This is a genomic window from Lactovum miscens, assembly GCF_014202895.1.
Taxonomy (GTDB): domain Bacteria; phylum Bacillota; class Bacilli; order Lactobacillales; family Streptococcaceae; genus Lactovum; species Lactovum miscens.
On the sequence record NZ_JACHHV010000002.1, the window covers coordinates 92,576 to 109,839 of the forward strand.

General features: G+C 38.1%; 16 protein-coding genes. 14 read left to right on the top strand and 2 right to left on the bottom strand.

Annotation, left to right across the window (positions count from 1 at the left end; genetic code table 11):
* Positions 1–26 precede the first annotated feature (26 nt).
* Positions 27–638, top strand: a complete 612-nt coding sequence (locus HNQ37_RS01160) for a nitroreductase family protein (RefSeq protein ID WP_183538488.1) — start codon at positions 27–29, stop codon at positions 636–638.
* A 65-nt stretch (positions 639–703) separates the two neighbouring features.
* On the opposite strand, the gene HNQ37_RS01165 is transcribed toward HNQ37_RS01160, so the two are convergent.
* Positions 704–1,480, bottom strand: a complete 777-nt coding sequence (locus HNQ37_RS01165; RefSeq protein ID WP_183538490.1) for a DUF1129 domain-containing protein — start codon at positions 1,478–1,480, stop codon at positions 704–706.
* A gap of 250 nt (positions 1,481–1,730) precedes the next feature.
* On the opposite strand from HNQ37_RS01165, the gene HNQ37_RS01170 reads away from it, so the two are divergent.
* Positions 1,731–1,997, top strand: coding sequence for a phosphocarrier protein HPr (locus HNQ37_RS01170; protein ID WP_183538492.1), 267 nt, complete (start codon positions 1,731–1,733; stop codon positions 1,995–1,997).
* Between the two features lies 1 nt (position 1,998).
* On the top strand, positions 1,999–3,726 hold the full coding sequence (gene ptsP / locus HNQ37_RS01175) for a phosphoenolpyruvate--protein phosphotransferase (RefSeq protein ID WP_183538494.1): 1,728 nt from the start codon (positions 1,999–2,001) through the stop codon (positions 3,724–3,726).
* 73 nt (positions 3,727–3,799) lie between these two features.
* Here the strand turns inward: ptsP and HNQ37_RS01180 are convergent, their stop codons facing one another.
* Entirely contained in the window at positions 3,800–4,096 is a 297-nt protein-coding gene (locus HNQ37_RS01180) for a YbaB/EbfC family nucleoid-associated protein (RefSeq protein ID WP_183538496.1), read from the bottom strand.
* 247 nt (positions 4,097–4,343) lie between these two features.
* On the opposite strand from HNQ37_RS01180, the gene HNQ37_RS01185 reads away from it, so the two are divergent.
* The 11 genes from HNQ37_RS01185 to gap all read left to right on the top strand — a co-directional run bounded on the left by HNQ37_RS01185 (position 4,344) and on the right by gap (position 17,065).
* On the top strand, positions 4,344–5,120 hold the full coding sequence (locus tag HNQ37_RS01185) for an ABC transporter ATP-binding protein (protein WP_183538498.1): 777 nt from the start codon (positions 4,344–4,346) through the stop codon (positions 5,118–5,120).
* Positions 5,107–7,074 carry an ABC transporter permease gene (locus HNQ37_RS01190; RefSeq protein ID WP_183538500.1) on the top strand — a complete coding sequence of 656 codons (1,968 nt, stop codon included), beginning with the start codon at positions 5,107–5,109 and terminating at the stop codon, positions 7,072–7,074. The genes HNQ37_RS01185 and HNQ37_RS01190 overlap by 14 nt, the downstream gene beginning before the upstream one ends.
* Before the next feature lie 85 nt (positions 7,075–7,159).
* The gene (locus tag HNQ37_RS01195; protein WP_183538501.1) at positions 7,160–7,819 is read left to right on the top strand and encodes a response regulator transcription factor; all 660 of its coding nucleotides are present in this window, start codon (positions 7,160–7,162) and stop codon (positions 7,817–7,819) included.
* Positions 7,806–8,702 (top strand): sensor histidine kinase, encoded by an 897-nt coding sequence (locus tag HNQ37_RS01200; protein ID WP_183538502.1) that lies wholly within the window; start codon positions 7,806–7,808, stop codon positions 8,700–8,702. The genes HNQ37_RS01195 and HNQ37_RS01200 overlap by 14 nt, the downstream gene beginning before the upstream one ends.
* A gap of 83 nt (positions 8,703–8,785) precedes the next feature.
* On the top strand, positions 8,786–10,744 hold the full coding sequence (locus HNQ37_RS01205; RefSeq protein WP_183538503.1) for an alpha-amylase family glycosyl hydrolase: 1,959 nt from the start codon (positions 8,786–8,788) through the stop codon (positions 10,742–10,744).
* A 140-nt stretch (positions 10,745–10,884) separates the two neighbouring features.
* Entirely contained in the window at positions 10,885–11,673 is a 789-nt protein-coding gene (codY, locus tag HNQ37_RS01210) for a GTP-sensing pleiotropic transcriptional regulator CodY (RefSeq protein WP_183538504.1), read from the top strand.
* Positions 11,674–11,808: 135 nt separating this feature from the next.
* Entirely contained in the window at positions 11,809–12,111 is a 303-nt protein-coding gene (gatC, locus tag HNQ37_RS01215) for an Asp-tRNA(Asn)/Glu-tRNA(Gln) amidotransferase subunit GatC (protein WP_183538505.1), read from the top strand.
* Positions 12,111–13,577, top strand: coding sequence for an Asp-tRNA(Asn)/Glu-tRNA(Gln) amidotransferase subunit GatA (gene gatA / locus HNQ37_RS01220; protein WP_183538507.1), 1,467 nt, complete (start codon positions 12,111–12,113; stop codon positions 13,575–13,577). Before gatC ends, gatA begins: the two co-directional genes overlap by 1 nt.
* A gap of 37 nt (positions 13,578–13,614) precedes the next feature.
* A complete protein-coding gene (gene gatB / locus HNQ37_RS01225; RefSeq protein WP_183538509.1) occupies positions 13,615–15,048 on the top strand; it encodes an Asp-tRNA(Asn)/Glu-tRNA(Gln) amidotransferase subunit GatB in 1,434 nt (477 codons plus the stop codon).
* A gap of 215 nt (positions 15,049–15,263) precedes the next feature.
* Positions 15,264–15,767: a DUF536 domain-containing protein gene (locus HNQ37_RS01230; RefSeq protein ID WP_183538511.1), complete on the top strand. Its 504-nt coding sequence runs from the start codon at positions 15,264–15,266 to the stop codon at positions 15,765–15,767.
* A 284-nt stretch (positions 15,768–16,051) separates the two neighbouring features.
* Positions 16,052–17,065: a type I glyceraldehyde-3-phosphate dehydrogenase gene (gene gap / locus HNQ37_RS01235; RefSeq protein WP_183538513.1), complete on the top strand. Its 1,014-nt coding sequence runs from the start codon at positions 16,052–16,054 to the stop codon at positions 17,063–17,065.
* Positions 17,066–17,264 lie beyond the last annotated feature (199 nt).

Sequence of the window (17,264 nt, forward strand, 5' to 3'; positions counted from 1 at the left end):
AATCAATAAAATTTTAGGGAAATCTGATGGAATATTTAAAACTCAATAAATCTCGCCACGCAGTCAAACACTTTGATGGTTCACGTATCGCAACAGTTGATGTGAAACAAATTATTTCAACCGCTTTACTTGCACCTTCTGCTCACAACATTCAACCTTGGCTATTTACCATTGTAGATACAGCCGAAAAACGTCAGCTTTTAACAGATGAAGTAGAGCAAGGAAATGTGGCTCAGCTTGAAGAAGCAGGTTCAATCATCGTAGTCTTCAGTGACACAGCTATTTCTGAGCGCTCAAAAGATATTGCACGTCTTATGCGTAATGAAATGTCTCCTGATGAGTTTAACCGGTATAATAAGATTTTCCCGGATCGTTTCAGTAAATATAGCCCAAGCTATACTTCAGATTATTTAGCTTTGAATGCTGGTATTGTTACTATGAACTTGGTACTCGCTATCAACGATATGGGTTATAAATCAAATGTTATTCTTGGTTTCCACAAAACAGATCACGTAAATGAAGCTCTTGATATTCCGCTTCGCTATCGTCCAGAGGTGATTATTACTTTGGGGCGCAGTGAAGAAAAGGGCGAGCCACATTTAACTTTACCGGCTGATATGATGTTTAAGATTGTTTAATATTAAAACGGTTATCAAAAAAGTCTCCACGTATGTGAAGACTTTTTTGATAACTTTATCTTATTTTATTTTAATTGATTCCTTGGGACCATGGCAGATTGAATGTTGTAACGACGCTTTAAGAGATAACGTATACCAAAAGCAATTACAGCAATAGCAACATATGGTATTCCACCAAGAACTGGATTAAATGCTAGTGGAATTAAGGCGCCAAGTGAGGTAACAAAAATCCAAATAATTGCATAAACGGCAAGTAAAATGGATGGTTTGAAGCGAGCAAAACCTTTAGTTTTTTCTTTTCGAGTTGTAATTGCCAGTTGTACACGATAAACTTGGTATAAGGCTAACCCACCAGTAATAGCTGAAAGAACAATCGTTGTGATACCATAAGTTACACCACTATTATTGTTAATGAACATCATGATGCCGTATAGTGCTGAAAGTAGAGCAAGGAGGAGGAGGATGCTGTCAAGAATCATCAATTTTGGATCCTTGTTTGTCTCTTTCACATTCTTGCTACCAACTTTTGGCTTATATTGTTCGATAAATTCAGTAGGCGTGCCAAGAAGATTGCGTGCAGTTATGCCGGTTTTTTGAGCCTCTAAAATTTGAAGAACGATCTCCGACAGGATTTCCTTCACCTGTTCGTCTGTCTTTCCTTCTATAAGTAGCCCTCGTGTCACACTGTGCACATAATCGGAGTTTTTAGCTGTTAATGCTGATAAATCAAAATTATTATCAATTTCAGATGGCGTGCTTATAGAATTCTCATTTACATTTTCCGCTGTTATATCATTTTTATTTCTTGTAGAATCTACTGCAGTTTCTTTTTCATTTTTCATTTTTTAATTATATCATAGCTTAGTTGGACTGTAAACGTTTTGCGCTCTTTTCCAGACTTTATCAAATGCTTGAAAAGAAAAATCATAAATTGGTAAAACTTCATTTATATTGTAAAAAATAGTGAAAAAAATCTGAAAATGTATGAAAACAACTAAAATCGCACTATTTACTTGCAACCCTTTTCAATTAATAGTAAAATGAACTGTACAGCTTAAAAAGCAAATTTATATCAAACAAGGAGTCCATATAATGGCATCTAAAGAATTTCACGTTGTTGCTGAGACAGGTATTCACGCTCGTCCTGCAACATTGCTCGTTCAAACAGCATCAAAATTTACCTCAGAAATCACTTTGGAGTACAAAGGAAAATCTGTAAACCTTAAATCAATCATGGGTGTTATGTCACTCGGTGTTGGTCAAGGTGCTGATGTTACTATCGCTGCCGAAGGTGCTGATGCGGATGACGCAATGGCAGCAATCAACGATACCATGGTTAAGGAAGGACTCGCTGAATAAAATGACAGAAAAGCTTAAAGGTATTGCCGCATCATCTGGTGTTGCAGTAGCAAAGGCTTATCTGCTTGTTCAGCCTGACTTGTCATTCGAGACAAAGTCAGTTGAGAATCCTGCAAATGAAGAAGCTCGCCTTGATGCCGCACTTGCAGCATCCACAGACGAGCTTTCTATTATTAAGGAAAAAGCAGTAACTAGCCTTGGTGAAGAAGCCGCAGCTGTATTTGATGCTCACATGATGGTTCTTGCAGATCCAGAAATGATTGGGCAAATTAAAGCTGTTATCAACGACAAAAATGTAAATGCGGAGGTAGCTCTCAAAGAAGTCACTGATATGTTTATCACGATCTTTGATGGTATGGATGATAATCCATATATGAAGGAGCGTGCAGCTGACATCAAAGACGTGACAGAACGTGTGTTGGCTAATCTTCTCGGTGTAAAACTTCCTAGTCCAGCCTTGATTAATGAAGAAGTGATAATAGTTGCTGAAGATTTGACACCGTCTGAAACAGCTCAGCTTGACAAAAAATTTGTTAAAGCTTTTGTTACAAATATTGGTGGTAAGACTTCCCATTCTGCTATCATGGCCAATACGCTTGAAATTCCAGCTGTCCTTGGTCTTGGTAACATTACCGAACTTGTCACTGAAGGCGTAATGATCGCTGCCAATGGATTGACGGGTGAGGTTATTATCGAGCCATCTGAAACTGAAGCAGCCGCTTACCGTGCAGCTGGTGCAGCTTATGTGGCTCAAAAGGCTGAATGGTCATTACTCAAAGATGCAGAAACTGTTACAGTTGATGGCAAGCATTTTGAATTGGCTGCCAACATTGGTACACCTAAAGATATAGAAGGTGTAAATGATAATGGTGCTGAAGCAATTGGTTTATATCGAACAGAGTTCTTATACATGGATTCTGATCATTTTCCAACAGAGGATGAACAATATGTAGCTTACAAGGCAGTGCTTGAAGGTATGAATGGTAAGCCAGTTGTTGTCCGCACGATGGATATCGGTGGTGATAAGAAGCTTCCTTACTTCAAATTACCTGATGAAATGAATCCATTCCTTGGTTGGCGCGCCCTGCGTATCAGCTTGTCCGAGGGTGGAGATACTATGTTCCGTACTCAACTTCGTGCCTTGCTTCGTGCTTCAGTTCATGGTCACTTACGTATTATGTTTCCAATGGTTGCATTAGTAGCAGAATTCCGTAAGGCAAAATCTATTTATGATGAAGAACGTGCTAATCTCAAAGCTGAAGGCGTAGCAGTAGCAGATAACATTGAAGTAGGAATCATGATTGAGATCCCTGCAGCCGCTGTTTTAGCAGATCAATTTGCAAAGGAAGTTGACTTCTTCTCTATTGGAACAAACGATTTGATCCAATATACAATGGCTGCAGATCGTATGAACCAAAAAGTTTCATACCTGTACCAACCTTACAACCCTTCAATTTTGCGTTTAATCAATAATGTAATTAAGGCTTCTCATGCTGAAGGTAAATGGACAGGTATGTGTGGTGCCATGGCTGGTGATCAGACTGCGGTTCCACTCTTAATGGGCATGGGGCTTGATGAATTTTCGATGTCATCAACTTCTGTGCTCCAAACACGTTCACTCATGAAACGTCTTGATAGTAAGAAGATGGAAGAGCTCGCTCAAAAGGCTTTAACTGAAACTTCAACTGTTGATGAAGTTCTTGCTCTGGTTGATGAATACACTAAATAAGAATTATAAAATAAGAATTATAAAAATGTAGAGAAAAACGGACGTTGTGTCCGTTTTTTATAATTTATTGGATTTAGAACGGGAGTTTAGCAAATTTTCCCATTTTTTGTTCAGTAAGTTTGTCAATTTGGTTGAGAGCATCATTTACAGCGGCAACAACCATGTCGTCTAATGTTTCTGGATCTTCAGGGTCAATCAAGTCATTCTTGATATTAAGTGACTGCATTTTTTTATCACCTGAAAAAGTGGCTGAGACAAGATCTTGGGCCGATTTTCCAATAAAGGTTGTATTTTTAATTTCTTCTTGAGAAGTTTGCATCTGTTTTTGCATTTTTTGAGCTTGACGCATCATATTTTGCATATTCATCATAGTAATTTTCTATCTCCTCTATTTTAGAAGGTTTTTGATCCTTTCCTACTTTTCCTATCCCTATTTGGAATCAAAATTTAGAAAAGCAAAGGCTTAATCTTTACTTATTATAGCATTTTATAGCATTTTTCATAAACTTACATTTTTGTAAGTTTAGTTCTGAAAAAAGCTGTTAAAATGAGTTTACACTGATATTGGGAACAATCTAATAGCTAGGATAACCATCGGGCAAAGAAAGAAAAGAATTATGTTACTTGAAGTAAAGCACCTCAAAAAAATTTTTAAAACTCGTTTTTCCAAAGAAGAAACTATGGCACTGGCAGATATTGACTTTTCCGTTGAAGCAGGAGAATATATTTCAATTATGGGGGAGTCGGGTTCAGGTAAGACGACACTATTGAACATCTTATCAACGCTTGAGAAGCCGACTTCAGGAACTGTATTATTGAATTCGGAAGACATCACGGCGATTAAAGATCAGGAGGTTTCTATCTTTAGACGAGAGCATTTAGGCTTTGTCTTCCAGGATTTTAATCTACTAGATACTTTGTCGGTGCGAGATAATATCCTTTTGCCCCTCGTTTTGAGTAAGGCTGAGTTGAACTTGATGAAGGAGAGACTAAAGCTGATGGCAGAAAAATTGCACATTCAAGATTTGTTGAATAAGCAGGCTTTTGAGTTGTCAGGTGGACAGAAACAAAGGGTAGCTGTTGCACGTGCGTTGATTTCGGAGCCAGATCTAGTATTGGCGGATGAGCCAACAGCTGCGCTGGACTTCAAAAATTCTGAGGACCTTATGAACATACTTGAAGATATTAATCTCATGGGACAAACAATTATTATGGTTACACACTCTAGCTTGGTAGCAAGCCACGCGAAGCGAGTGCTTTTTATCAAGGATGGTGTTCTTTATCATCAACTTTATCGAGGAAACCGATCAGCAAACGAATTTTCGAAAGAGATTACTTTGTCAATAGCAGCCTTTCTTGGAGGTGCTAGAGAGGAGGGAAATGCTGACTTTTAAGCTGGCAGTTTTAAATATGCGTAGGGCCTTCATTAGCTTTGCTCCCTTCTTACTGGCCTGTCTGACCATGTTCATTTTACTTTTCATCACGGCTTCAATTTCCTATTCAAGTTCACTTAAAAGTTTACCTGGTGGAAATGCAGTTGCACAACTTATGATATTCGCCATGGTTATTCTGACGATATTTTCACTAATTATCTTAATCTATAGCTATCATTTTCTACAGCTTCAGCGTTCTAAAGAGTTTGGTCTGTATGAAATTTTGGGTTTTGGTAAGAGGAAGATTATTGTTGTAGTCTTCTGGGAACTCCTCTTCAGCTTTTTGACTGTGTTTGTTGTTGGGACAATTCTGGGAATTGCCTTTGCGAAATTTTTATTCTTAATTTTTGTCAATATTGCTGGGGGAACTAAATTTAATCTGGCGATTAACCCCGACTCTATTGGATTAACTAGTGGAATCTTCCTAGCATTTTTTCTCCTCTTGTTTTTAAAAGGGGCAGTTATGATTGAAAAATCATCAAGCATGAATTTACTGAAAGCCGAATCTAAGGGAGAACGAGAGCCTAAAGCGAATTGGTTACTTGCCTTGCTAGGTCTTATCCTGATAATTATCGGTTATTACATGGCCTTGACAGTCAAAAATCCAGTAAAAGCCATCCAATTATTCTTTATTGCCGTTCTTCTGGTGATTCTGGGAACTTATTTCTTCTATACGGCAACCACAGTTTGGACTTTAAAATGGCGGAAAAGACGCGATTCTTACTATAAACCCCAAAACTTTATCACAATATCTAGCCTTTTATATCGAATGAAAGCTAATGCGATTGGTCTGGCTAATATCACAATTTTACTGACGATGGCAATTGTCACAATGGCTGTAACAGTTAGTCTTTACTTTGGTACAATACAACAAGTCTGGCAGTTACATCCCAGTGAAGGAGCAATCACTACAACGAGTGGGAATGAACACGCTGTAGTATCTCCTGAAGAATTCTTGGTAAAATTCGATCAGGTAGTTAAAAATGCAAACATTAAAGTTTCTTCAGTGAGCACGATTCAGGTAGCTGACAACATCCTCGCCTTGAGGCAAAATTCACTGGCAGATAAACTAAAAGTGGGTGGAAATTATTCAGTTGCGACTGGTAAAAATTCAATGCAGATAACCATGACAACATTAGACAGTCTAAAATCTCGTGGTGTTAAAAACCTTCCTAATTTAGCAGAGCACCAAGTTTTAATGACAGGTTCAAAGAAAATCAGGGCGTTAGACTGGTATGGAGTAGACTATCAGGTTAAACATATCAAAAAATCCAATAGCCTCTCAGAGGTGCCATCCTATGAATATGCTTATCATTTTCAAATTATATTCTCAACTCTGAAAGAAATGGAAGAAGCCTTAGCTCATTATGGTAAATCTCCTGGGGGTGAAGAACCCACACGAACGCAGATTCTCTTTAATATTGCTCCTTCAGATGAGGTGGCATTTAGAAAAGCTTCACATAAGGATCCAGATATAGAATCAGGAATCACATTCCGCACAGAAGTTCTTAAAGACACCCAGATGGGACTCAGCGGTTTTATCTTTATCGGCTTTATACTAGGTATCAGTTTTATTCTCGGAGCAGCTCTCATTATTTACTATAAGCAGTTGTCTGAAGGAACACAAGATAGACAATCTTTTAAGATCTTGCAAGAGGTGGGACTCTCTCAAGCAGAAGTGAAAAAAACTATCAAGACTCAGGTACGCATGATTTTTTTCTTACCAATTTTAGTATCCATCGTCCATTTTGGTTTTGCCTATAATATGATTGTCAAGATTGAAAATCTTTTTGGTGTCCAAGACAGCAGCCTCCTACTTGAGTTTTCAAGCTTAACTATTGTGTCTGTGGCTGGTCTTTACTGGATAATCTATAAGCTAACCAGTCGTGTCTACTATAGAATCGTTGAACGTTAAGATTCCTTCTTTCAAAATTTCGTCAAGACAGGCGGGATTTTTTTAAAAAACTGTATAATTAATGTAACTTATGTTGGAGAAAGCCATGCAAAAAATTTTTATTGTGGAAGATGACCCAAGCATTGTAAAATTTCTAAAAAAAGCTCTACTAGTAAATTTTCAAGTTAAAGGTGTGCAAAGTTTTAGAGCTGTTCTTCAGGAAATTTTAGAATTTGACGCAGATTTGGTTCTGATGGACATTCGCTTACCTTTCTTTAGCGGCTTCTACTGGACGACAGAACTACGGAAGGGCTCTGAAGTCCCAATCATCTTTATTTCTTCAACTGGTGATGAGATGAATCAAATTATGGCTATGAATCAAGGAGCGGATGATTTTGTAACGAAGCCCTTTTCGGTTGAAATATTGGTAGCAAAAATTAAAGCTTTGCTTCGCCGTTCTTATGCTTTTAAAGGAGCAGAGAAATTGGAGTTTGCGGGATTTCAATTGAAAGAAAATACACTTTCAGATGGTGTAAAATTATTAGAATTGACAACCTCCGAAAGTAAGATTTTGACGGTTCTTTTTCGTGCAGAAGGAGAAATCATCTCTAAAGAAAAGCTCTTGCAAGCTCTCTGGCAGACCGATGAATTTATTGATGTTAATACCCTAAATGTCAAAATGTCACGCCTAAAAAGGAAACTTGAAAAGATTGGTTTTGACGACCATATCAAGACCAAGAGAGGTGCGGGATATGGTCTTACTTAAGCAATTTGCTTTGTCAAAGTTGTTTCAAATTGCGGTTTTTTTTCTAATTTTCATTGTCTATCTGTGTAACTTTCTACTTTGGCATTTGCCGATGCGCTCGCTTTTTAATAGTACCCTTTTGGTACTTGCAATCTATTTAATTTACTTGGTTTGTTCATATTTTTCTTTTCGAAAAGATGAACAGTATTTCAGCCATTTAATTGAGGAGAATGAGAATTTGTTAGCTGAACTGAAAGATAAGGACTTAGCAAATAAAGAGTTTCTGGATCTGATTAAAGTATGGTCACATCAGATGAAGGTTCCACTTGCAGCCATTGACCTCATGAGTCAGACAAATTTGAATGAAAAAGAGCTTAAAAGTGAGTTGAGGAACCAGACCTTCACCTTAGAGAATTATTTAAATATTTTGCTTGAAACTCAGCGGATTACTAATTTGACGAATGATTTTCGTTTTGAAAAGGTTAGTTTTTCATCCTTAATGAAAAATCTTTTGAGAAAATATAGCTCATTTTTCATTGAAAAAAATCTGTCAGTAGAGCTTAGTGGTGACTGGGAATTAGTAAGTGATGGCAGATGGCTTAGCTTAGCGCTTGAGCAACTTCTTAATAACGCCGTCAAATATACAACCTCTGGTAGTATCAAAATACAAATGACAGAGGGGGAACTTCAACTTAGTGATACTGGGATTGGTATTATGTCAGAAGATCTCCCTCGTCTTTTTGAGCATGGCTTTACCGGCTACAATGGGAGAATCCAAAAAAAGTCATCTGGTCTCGGACTCTATCTTACTCAGTTGATCTTTAAAAAGTTGGAATTTGAAGTAGCAATCGAATCTAAGCTGGGAAAGGGAACTATGGTAATTGTAAGGAAAGTTGAAAAATAGTTAAAATATGCTAAGGAAAACTATTTCAAATATGAAATCGTTTCCCATAATGCTATAATATTCGATAATGAGGAGGTTTCATCATGTCTGACAAACTAAAAATTTTAGAACGTGACCCTTGGCTTGAGCCATTTGAAGGAGATCTGAAGTTTCGTATTAACGAATTTGAGCGTACTAAAAGACGATTGTTGGGAAATAATTTGGAACTCTCTTTGATTGAATTTGCAGAAGGATATAAATATTTTGGCTTTCATCAAGAAGATGAAAGCTGGGTTTATCGAGAATGGGCGCCAAATCCAGCCATTACTAATGTTTATTTAGTTGGGGATTTCAATGATTGGAATGGCATTCAGCATGAGTTAAAGTCACATAAATCAGGGGTTTGGGAGCTCCGAGTACTGGGGAAGATGCCTTTAGGGTCAAGAGTTAAAGTTCAATTGATTGTTAATAGTGCTTCACTTTGGAGAGTACCAACGTACGCTAATTATGTAGAGCAGCAACCAGACTTGAGTTTTGCTCAAGTTCTTTACCAACCAACTTATAAGTTTAAGCATACCGAGCCCAAAATAACAGAGGCTCCTTTAATTTACGAAGCTCATATTGGGATTTCAACAGAAGAATACAGAATTAATAGTTACGCAGAATTTACTCGTGATGTTTTGCCTAGAATAAAAGCTGATGGTTACAACACTATACAACTTATGGCCATTCAAGAACACCCGCTTTACTCATCTTTTGGTTATCAAGTAAGTAATTTCTATGCAGCTTCGAGCCGTTTTGGAAAGCCAGATGACCTGATGGCCTTGATTGACCAAGCTCACGGACTTGGTTTACGTGTACTGCTGGATGTTGTACATTCACATGCTGTGAAAAATGTTGGGGAAGGACTTAATCTCTTTGATGGGACAACTCGTCAATTTTTCCATGATGGGGTACGTGGGGAACATCCTACATGGAATACAAAATTATTTAATTATGGAAAAGATGAGGTGATCCACTTCTTACTTAGTAATCTCAAATTTTGGTTAGATGTGTATAGATTTGATGGTTTCCGTTTTGATGGTGTGACTTCGATGTTGTATAGAGACCATGGTCTGGGTACAAGTTTTGATGCTTATGTCAAGTATTTTAGCATGAATACTGATATTGAAGCAGTTAGCTATTTGATGATGGCGACAGAACTGGTTCATAACTATAGATCTGATGCGATCTGTATTGCTGAAGACATGTCGGCGATGCCAGGTATGGCTTTGCCAATTTCAGAAGGTGGAATTGGCTTTGATTATCGTCTTAGTATGGGAGTGCCAGATTATTGGATTAAACAACTAAAGACAAAGACAGATGATCAACTTGACCTGATGAGACTTTGGTGGGAATTGACAACACGCCGTCCTGGAGAGAAAAACATTGGCTATGCTGAGTCGCATGATCAAGCACTAGTTGGTGATAAAACACTTATGTTTCGGCTTGCAGATGCTGAGATGTATTGGTCAATGGATATTCAAAGTTCATCCATAGCGATTGACCGAGCTATGGCTCTGCACAAAATGATACGCTTAATTACTTTCAGTCTGGCTGGTGAAGGCTATCTTAATTTCATGGGTAATGAGTTTGGTCATCCAGAATGGCTTGACTTTCCAAGGCCTGGCAATGGTGACTCTTACCAGCATGCGCGTCGGCAATGGAGCTTGTCAACAAACCCAGAACTCCGATTTCAATATCTGCTGGCTTTTGACAATTCAATGATTCAACTTGAACATGATTATAAATTTCTAGAAGAAGTAAGCAGGCTGGAACAAAAGTGGATTCAAAACAGTGATAAGATTCTGGCATACCAGAAAGGAAATTTGCTCTTTGCTTACAATTTCCATCCTAGAGATAGCAAGTCAATGATTTTTGAATTTTCCTCTGTGGAGTTAATTCTTGACAGTGATGATACTAAATTTGGTGGATTTGGACCCCGTAATGATTTTAAATTTGAAGGCGGGAAGCTTGAAATAAAACTAGCCAGTAGAACAGCTATGGTGTTCAAATTGAAATAAATCTAAAGGGATTTGACATTTTATTAACAAAACAGAATGAGATAAAAAGAAAAATGTAGTGAATTTTCAGATAATTGTTTTGATTTTTGTCAGTATCTATGTTACCATGTATATGAATAATTATAGAAATGAGTTGAAAAATGGCAAATTTACTTGAGAAAACGCGTCAAATTACTGCAATTTTGCAAGATGATGTGACCGATCTCTCAAAGACATTTCCTTATACCGGTGTGTGTGAGCGTCTCTCAGAGGTAGTAGCAGCAAATGTTTGTGTCATCGACACAAAGGGTAAGCTACTAGGTTACGATTTACCTTTTAATGCTAAAAACGAACGTGTACGTGCCTATTTTGATGAAGGCCAACTTCCAAATAAATATATCAAATTGGCAGTTCGTATTTATGATACGGTTGCGAATCTTGATGTGAATGACCCGTTGTCACTTTATCCTTTGGAAATATCAGACCGTTTTCCAAATGGTATGACAACTTTGTCACCTATCTATGGTTCGGGGCTCCGTCTTGGCACCCTAATTTTGTGGAGGGATGAGAATGAATTTACTGAAGAAGAACTTGTTTTAGTTGAGCTTGCAACTTCAGTGATGGGGGTTCAACTTTCACATAAGCAGGTTGAACAAATCGAGACGCGTCTTCGTTCAGAAGCTGCTTTGAATATGGCTGTCAACACTTTATCTTATTCAGAGCTAAAGGCAGTGCAAGCTATTTTAAAAGAGTTAAATGGTATTGAAGGTCAATTGACTGCTTCTGTAGTGGCTGACAAGATTGGTATAACTCGTTCGGTTATCGTTAATGCTCTTCGTAAACTAGAGTCTGCAGGTATCATTGAGTCACGTTCATTAGGTATGAAAGGCACATACCTTCGTGTCGTGAATGAAGGAATTTACGATAAGTTAGCAAGCTACTTACACTAATTAGAAATACAAGAGAAAATCGGCTTTAAGGCCGATTTTTTGATATAATTTAAAAGTATATTGTGGGTTAATGCAACTATTAGATGAGAATTGTGTAGAGTATTAGCCAATGGACTAGATATTCCGGAGGAAGACATGCCAATAACAAAACATGACGTCGAACACGTGGCCGAACTCGCGAAGTTAAGATTTGCTGAAGACGAGATTGATGGATTTACAGAAACACTCGGAAAAATTATCACCATGTTTGAAAAATTAAATGAGGTTGATACTGAAGGGGTTCCATTTACCATGAATGTTGCAGACAACTTGAATCGTATGCGCGAGGATGTGGCTGAACCAGGATTTGACCGTGAAGAATTGATGAAAAATGTTCCTACAAAGGCAGAAGGTTTTATTCAGGTGCCTGCAATGCTTGAAGGTGGAGGAGATGCGTAATGACTTTTAATAATAAGACCATTTCTGAATTACATGCTTTACTTGTTTCAAAAGAAATCTCTGCAACTGAATTAACAGCTGCAACTTTTGAAGATATTAGATCACGTGAAAGCCAAGTTGATGCATTCTTGAAGTTGACGGAAGATCAGGCCCTTGTTCATGCAACTGAAATTGATGCCTCTGGCATTGATGTGGGCAACGTTTTGTCTGGTATTCCAATTGCTATTAAAGATAACATTGTTACAAAGAACGTTGAAACAACTGCTTCGTCGAAAATTTTGACTGGTTGGATTCCACCTTATGATGCTACTGTAATTGAGAAGCTCAAGTCAGCGGGAGCCATTCTAGTTGGTAAGACGAATATGGATGAATTTGCTATGGGTGGCTCAGGTGAAAATTCCTCAGTTAAGCCAACGAAGAACGCTTGGGATTTGACGAAAGTTCCCGGTGGTTCTTCATCAGGCTCAGCTTCTTCGGTTGCCTCTGGAGAGGTTCGTTTGTCGCTAGGTTCAGATACCGGTGGATCGATTCGTCAGCCTGCTTCTTTCTCTGGAATTGTAGGTGTAAAACCAACTTATGGTCGTGTTTCACGTTTTGGGCTTATTGCTTTTGGTTCATCATTTGATCAAATTGGTCCATTTGCTCCAACTGTTCGAGAGTCTGCTCAAGTACTCACCGCTATTTCTGGCTTTGATAAGAAAGATGCAACAACAACAGACGCCACTGTGCCTGACTTCACCTCGAAGATTGGCCAATCAATCAATGGAATGAAGATTGGTATTGCCAAAGAGCACATGGGACCTGGTGTTGATCCTGAGGTTAAATCCCAAATTTTAGCAGCTGCCTCAATTCTTGAACAACAAGGTGCTATCATTGAAGAAGTCTCGCTTCCGCATTCAGAATATGGTGTAGCTGTATACTATATTGTGGCTTCATCAGAGGCAAGTTCAAATTTACAACGTTTTGACGGTATCCGCTTTGGTTACCGCGCGGAAGGCGCGACGAGTCTAGATGATATTTATGTGAAATCCCGTTCTGAAGGTTTTGGCGAAGAGGTGAAGCGTCGTATTATGCTTGGAACTTACAGCCTTTCAGCCGGATATTATGATGCCTATTTCAAGAAGGCTGGTCAAGTGCGTACCTTGATAATTGAGGACTTTAATAAGGTTTTTTCTGACCACGATTTAATTTTAGGTCCTACAGCACCGACACCGGCATACAAGCTTGGTGCTTTGAATCACGATCCAATTACAATGTATCAGGGAGATATGTTGACTATTCCAGTAAATCTTGCTGGATTGCCAGCCATTTCAGTTCCAGCTGGTTTTGTTAATGAAATGCCTATTGGGATGCAACTTATTGGTAAGCGTAATGATGAAGAAACGATTTATCAAGTTGCTGCAGCCTTTGAAGGAGCAACAAATTTTCATAATGAGAAGCCAACAATTTTTGGAAAGGAGGCTTAATAGTCAGACTTTGTCTGTAAGCTATTTATAAAAATCTATGAATTTTGAAACAATAATTGGACTTGAAGTCCACGTTGAATTAAAAACCAACTCAAAAATGTATAGCCCTGCGGCAACAGCTTTTGGGGTAGAACAAAATACATCAACAAGCATTGTTGATTGGGGATTGCCTGGTGTTCTTCCGACCTTAAATAAAGGTGTCGTTGAAGCAGGTATAAAAGCTTCGTTAGCTTTGAACATGTCAATTGCCAAGACGATGCACTTCGATCGAAAAAACTATTTCTATCCTGACAATCCAAAAGCTTATCAGATTTCACAATTTGACGAACCAATCGGTTCAACAGGTTATCTTGATATTGAACTAGAAGATGGATCTACAAAGCGGGTTCGAATAGAGCGTGGTCATATTGAAGAAGATGCGGGAAAGAATACTCACGGAACTGATGGATATTCATATGTTGATCTGAACCGTCAGGGATTACCTTTGATAGAGATTGTATCAGAAGCAGATATGCGTTCACCAGAAGAAGCTTATGCCTATTTGCAGGCTCTTCGTGAGCGAATTCTTTATACAGGTGTATCTGATGTAAAAATGGAAGAAGGCTCTCTCCGTTGTGACGCCAATATTTCTCTTCGGCCATACGGGCAAGATGATTTTGGTGTGAAAACTGAAGTTAAGAACATGAACTCGTTTTCAAATGTTAAGAAAGCACTTGAATTTGAAGCGGAACGTCAAGCGAAGATTTTGAGGACAGGTGGAGAAATTCGTCAAGAAACTCGCCGTTTTGATGATAAAACTGGTGAGACTATTCTGATGCGTGTAAAAGAAGGTGCTTCTGACTATCGCTATTTTCCGGAACCAGATATGCCACGTGTTAACATTGATGATGAGTGGGTAGCTAAGATGCATGCTGAAATGCCAGAATTTGCTTCTGATCGTCGTGTGCGCTATATTACTGAATTAGGACTTTCAGATTATGATGCCCGTCAGATAACGACAGCAAAAGAAACGTCCGATTTTTTTGATCAAACTGTGAAGCTTGGCGCCGATGCTAAACTTGTGGCTAATTGGCTACAAGGTGATGTGGCTCAGTACTTGAATGCACAAAGTTTAGGATTAGATAAGATTAAATTAACACCCAAGAACTTGGCTGAGATGTTGAGTTTAATTGTAGATGGTACTATTTCAAGTAAAATCGCCAAACAGGTCTTTGTAGAGCTAGCAAAAAATGGGGGGTCAGCCCGTGAATTTGTTGAAAAAGGTGGTTTAGTTCAAATTTCAGATCCAGCAATCTTAGTTCCAATGATTCAAGAGGTATTTGCAAAGAATAAGAAATCTCTTAATGATTATAAGGCAGGTAATAAGAATGCAGCTAAAGCATTAATTGGTCAACTTATGAAAGCTACCAAAGGACAAGCTAACCCTAAAGTTGCCCAAGAACTTTTGTACTCAGAACTTGAAAAACTTTGATTTAAAAAAATTTTTATAAGTGTAATTGAGAGAAAGAAGAATTAGATGTCTGCAAAAAAGAACAAATGTAGTAGTGGTTACTCCAGCTGCAGTTATTCTTATAACACTGGCTGTCTAGGTTACTTTCAAGATCAATTTTTACTCAAAGCTAGGAACTTTAGAAATTACCGCCAGAAAAGCTGGCTTTATTAAGAAGTAAGAGGCTAAGTGGATTTATGGATACGAAAACAGTGACAGAATTGGCGGGCTTATTTGGAGTGTCTCGTCAGGCGATGAACAATCGAGTGAGGGCTCTCGAAGAAGAGTTCGTTGATAAAAATGAAAAAGGCGTGACGGTAGTGACCGAAGCAGGTGTGCATGAACTTGAACATCTCTATGGAAAAGTTGTAACTGCAAAACAAGAAGTTGTTGATAAGCCTACCCTTGCCTCAGGACAAGATAAGACGATATTTGCTATGTTGTCGAATCTTATGGAAGGCAAAGACCAGGAAATTGAACGTCTCCATGAGCAAATTGTCGCTAAAGATCAGCAACTTCATATGTTGGGGAGCCAGATCGAAATAAAAGATCGACAACTTGAAAAAACCAGTCGACAACTTGATCAGCAACAACAACTTACTGCAGTTGCACTTCAAGATAAGCAACAGTTAGTGCTTGAACTCCGAGAAGAACAAAGTAAGGGATTCTTTGCTCGATTTTTTGGAGGTAAAAGAAAATGAAAAATTTTGGAAAATCTTCCAGAAGTTTTTCTAATAGATCAGGAATTTAGGGCTATTTTTTTTACTTTTGTCTATTTTTTATGTCCCTAACAGACAATCAAATTTCATGGACTTTAAGAGATTGTGAAAATTATTAAAAACCTCTATAAGCCCGTTTTGTAACCCTTTTCATGATTTATTTACAAATTTATTACAGTAATATTTTTTTGAAAGTGTTATAATTATTTTGTAAGTTAAAAGATTAACTTAGTTAATAAAAAAACCTTATAGGAGGCAACTACAAAATGGTAGTTAAAGTTGGTATTAATGGTTTCGGTCGTATTGGTCGTTTAGCTTTTCGTCGTATTCAAAATGTTGAAGGCGTTGAAGTAGCTCACATCAATGACTTGACAGACCCAGCTATGCTTGCTCACTTGTTGAAATATGATTCAACTCAAGGCAAGTTCAATGGAACTGTTGAAGTTAAAGATGGTGGATTCAATGTGAATGGTGCTTTTGTAAAAGTTACTCAAGAACGCGATCCTAAAGAAATCGATTGGGCTGCTTCTGGTGTTGATATCGTCTTGGAAGCAACTGGATTCTTTGCTTCAAAAGAAAAAGCTGAACTTCACTTGCATGAAAACGGCGGAGCTAAGAAAGTAGTTATTACAGCTCCTGGTGGAAGTGATGTTAAGACTATCGTCTTCAACACTAACCATAATGAATTGACTGGTGAAGAAACAGTTATTTCTGCAGGTTCATGTACAACTAACTGTCTTGCACCAATGGCTGACGCTCTTAACAAGAATTTCGGAATTAAAGTTGGTACTATGACAACCGTTCACTCATACACTGGTGACCAAATGCTTCTTGATGGGCCACACCGTGGTGGTGATTTCCGTCGTGCCCGTGCTGCTGCAATCAACATCGTTCCTAACTCAACAGGTGCTGCTAAAGCTATCGGCCTTGTATTGCCAGAATTGAATGGCAAACTTCAAGGACATGCACAACGTGTTGCAACACCAACTGGTTCATTGACAGAACTTGTTACTGTTCTTGACAAGAAGGTCACTGTTGACGAAATCAATGCTGTAATGAAGGCTGCTGGAAATGATTCATTTGGTTACAACGCTGACCAAATCGTTTCATCAGACATCATTGGTGAATCACACGGTTCAATCTTTGATCCAACACAAACTGAAGTAACAACTGTAGGTGATACACAACTCGTTAAGACTGTTTCATGGTACGATAACGAAATGTCATACACTTCACAACTTGTTCGTACTCTTGAGTACTTTGCTTCAATTGCTAAATAATTAGCAAATATTGAGACCTTCGGGTCTCTTTTTTTATCTCATATACTCATTATAAAATTATAAGATTCATAAGTGTAAAATAATTGGCGGTAGCTCGAAAGAGCGATCGCTTTTTGATTTCAGAAAAAGGACAAAAAGAAAAAGAACCTTTAAAATTGAGTTTGCGAAAACAACTTAGAAAGGTTCTTATGGACTCGAT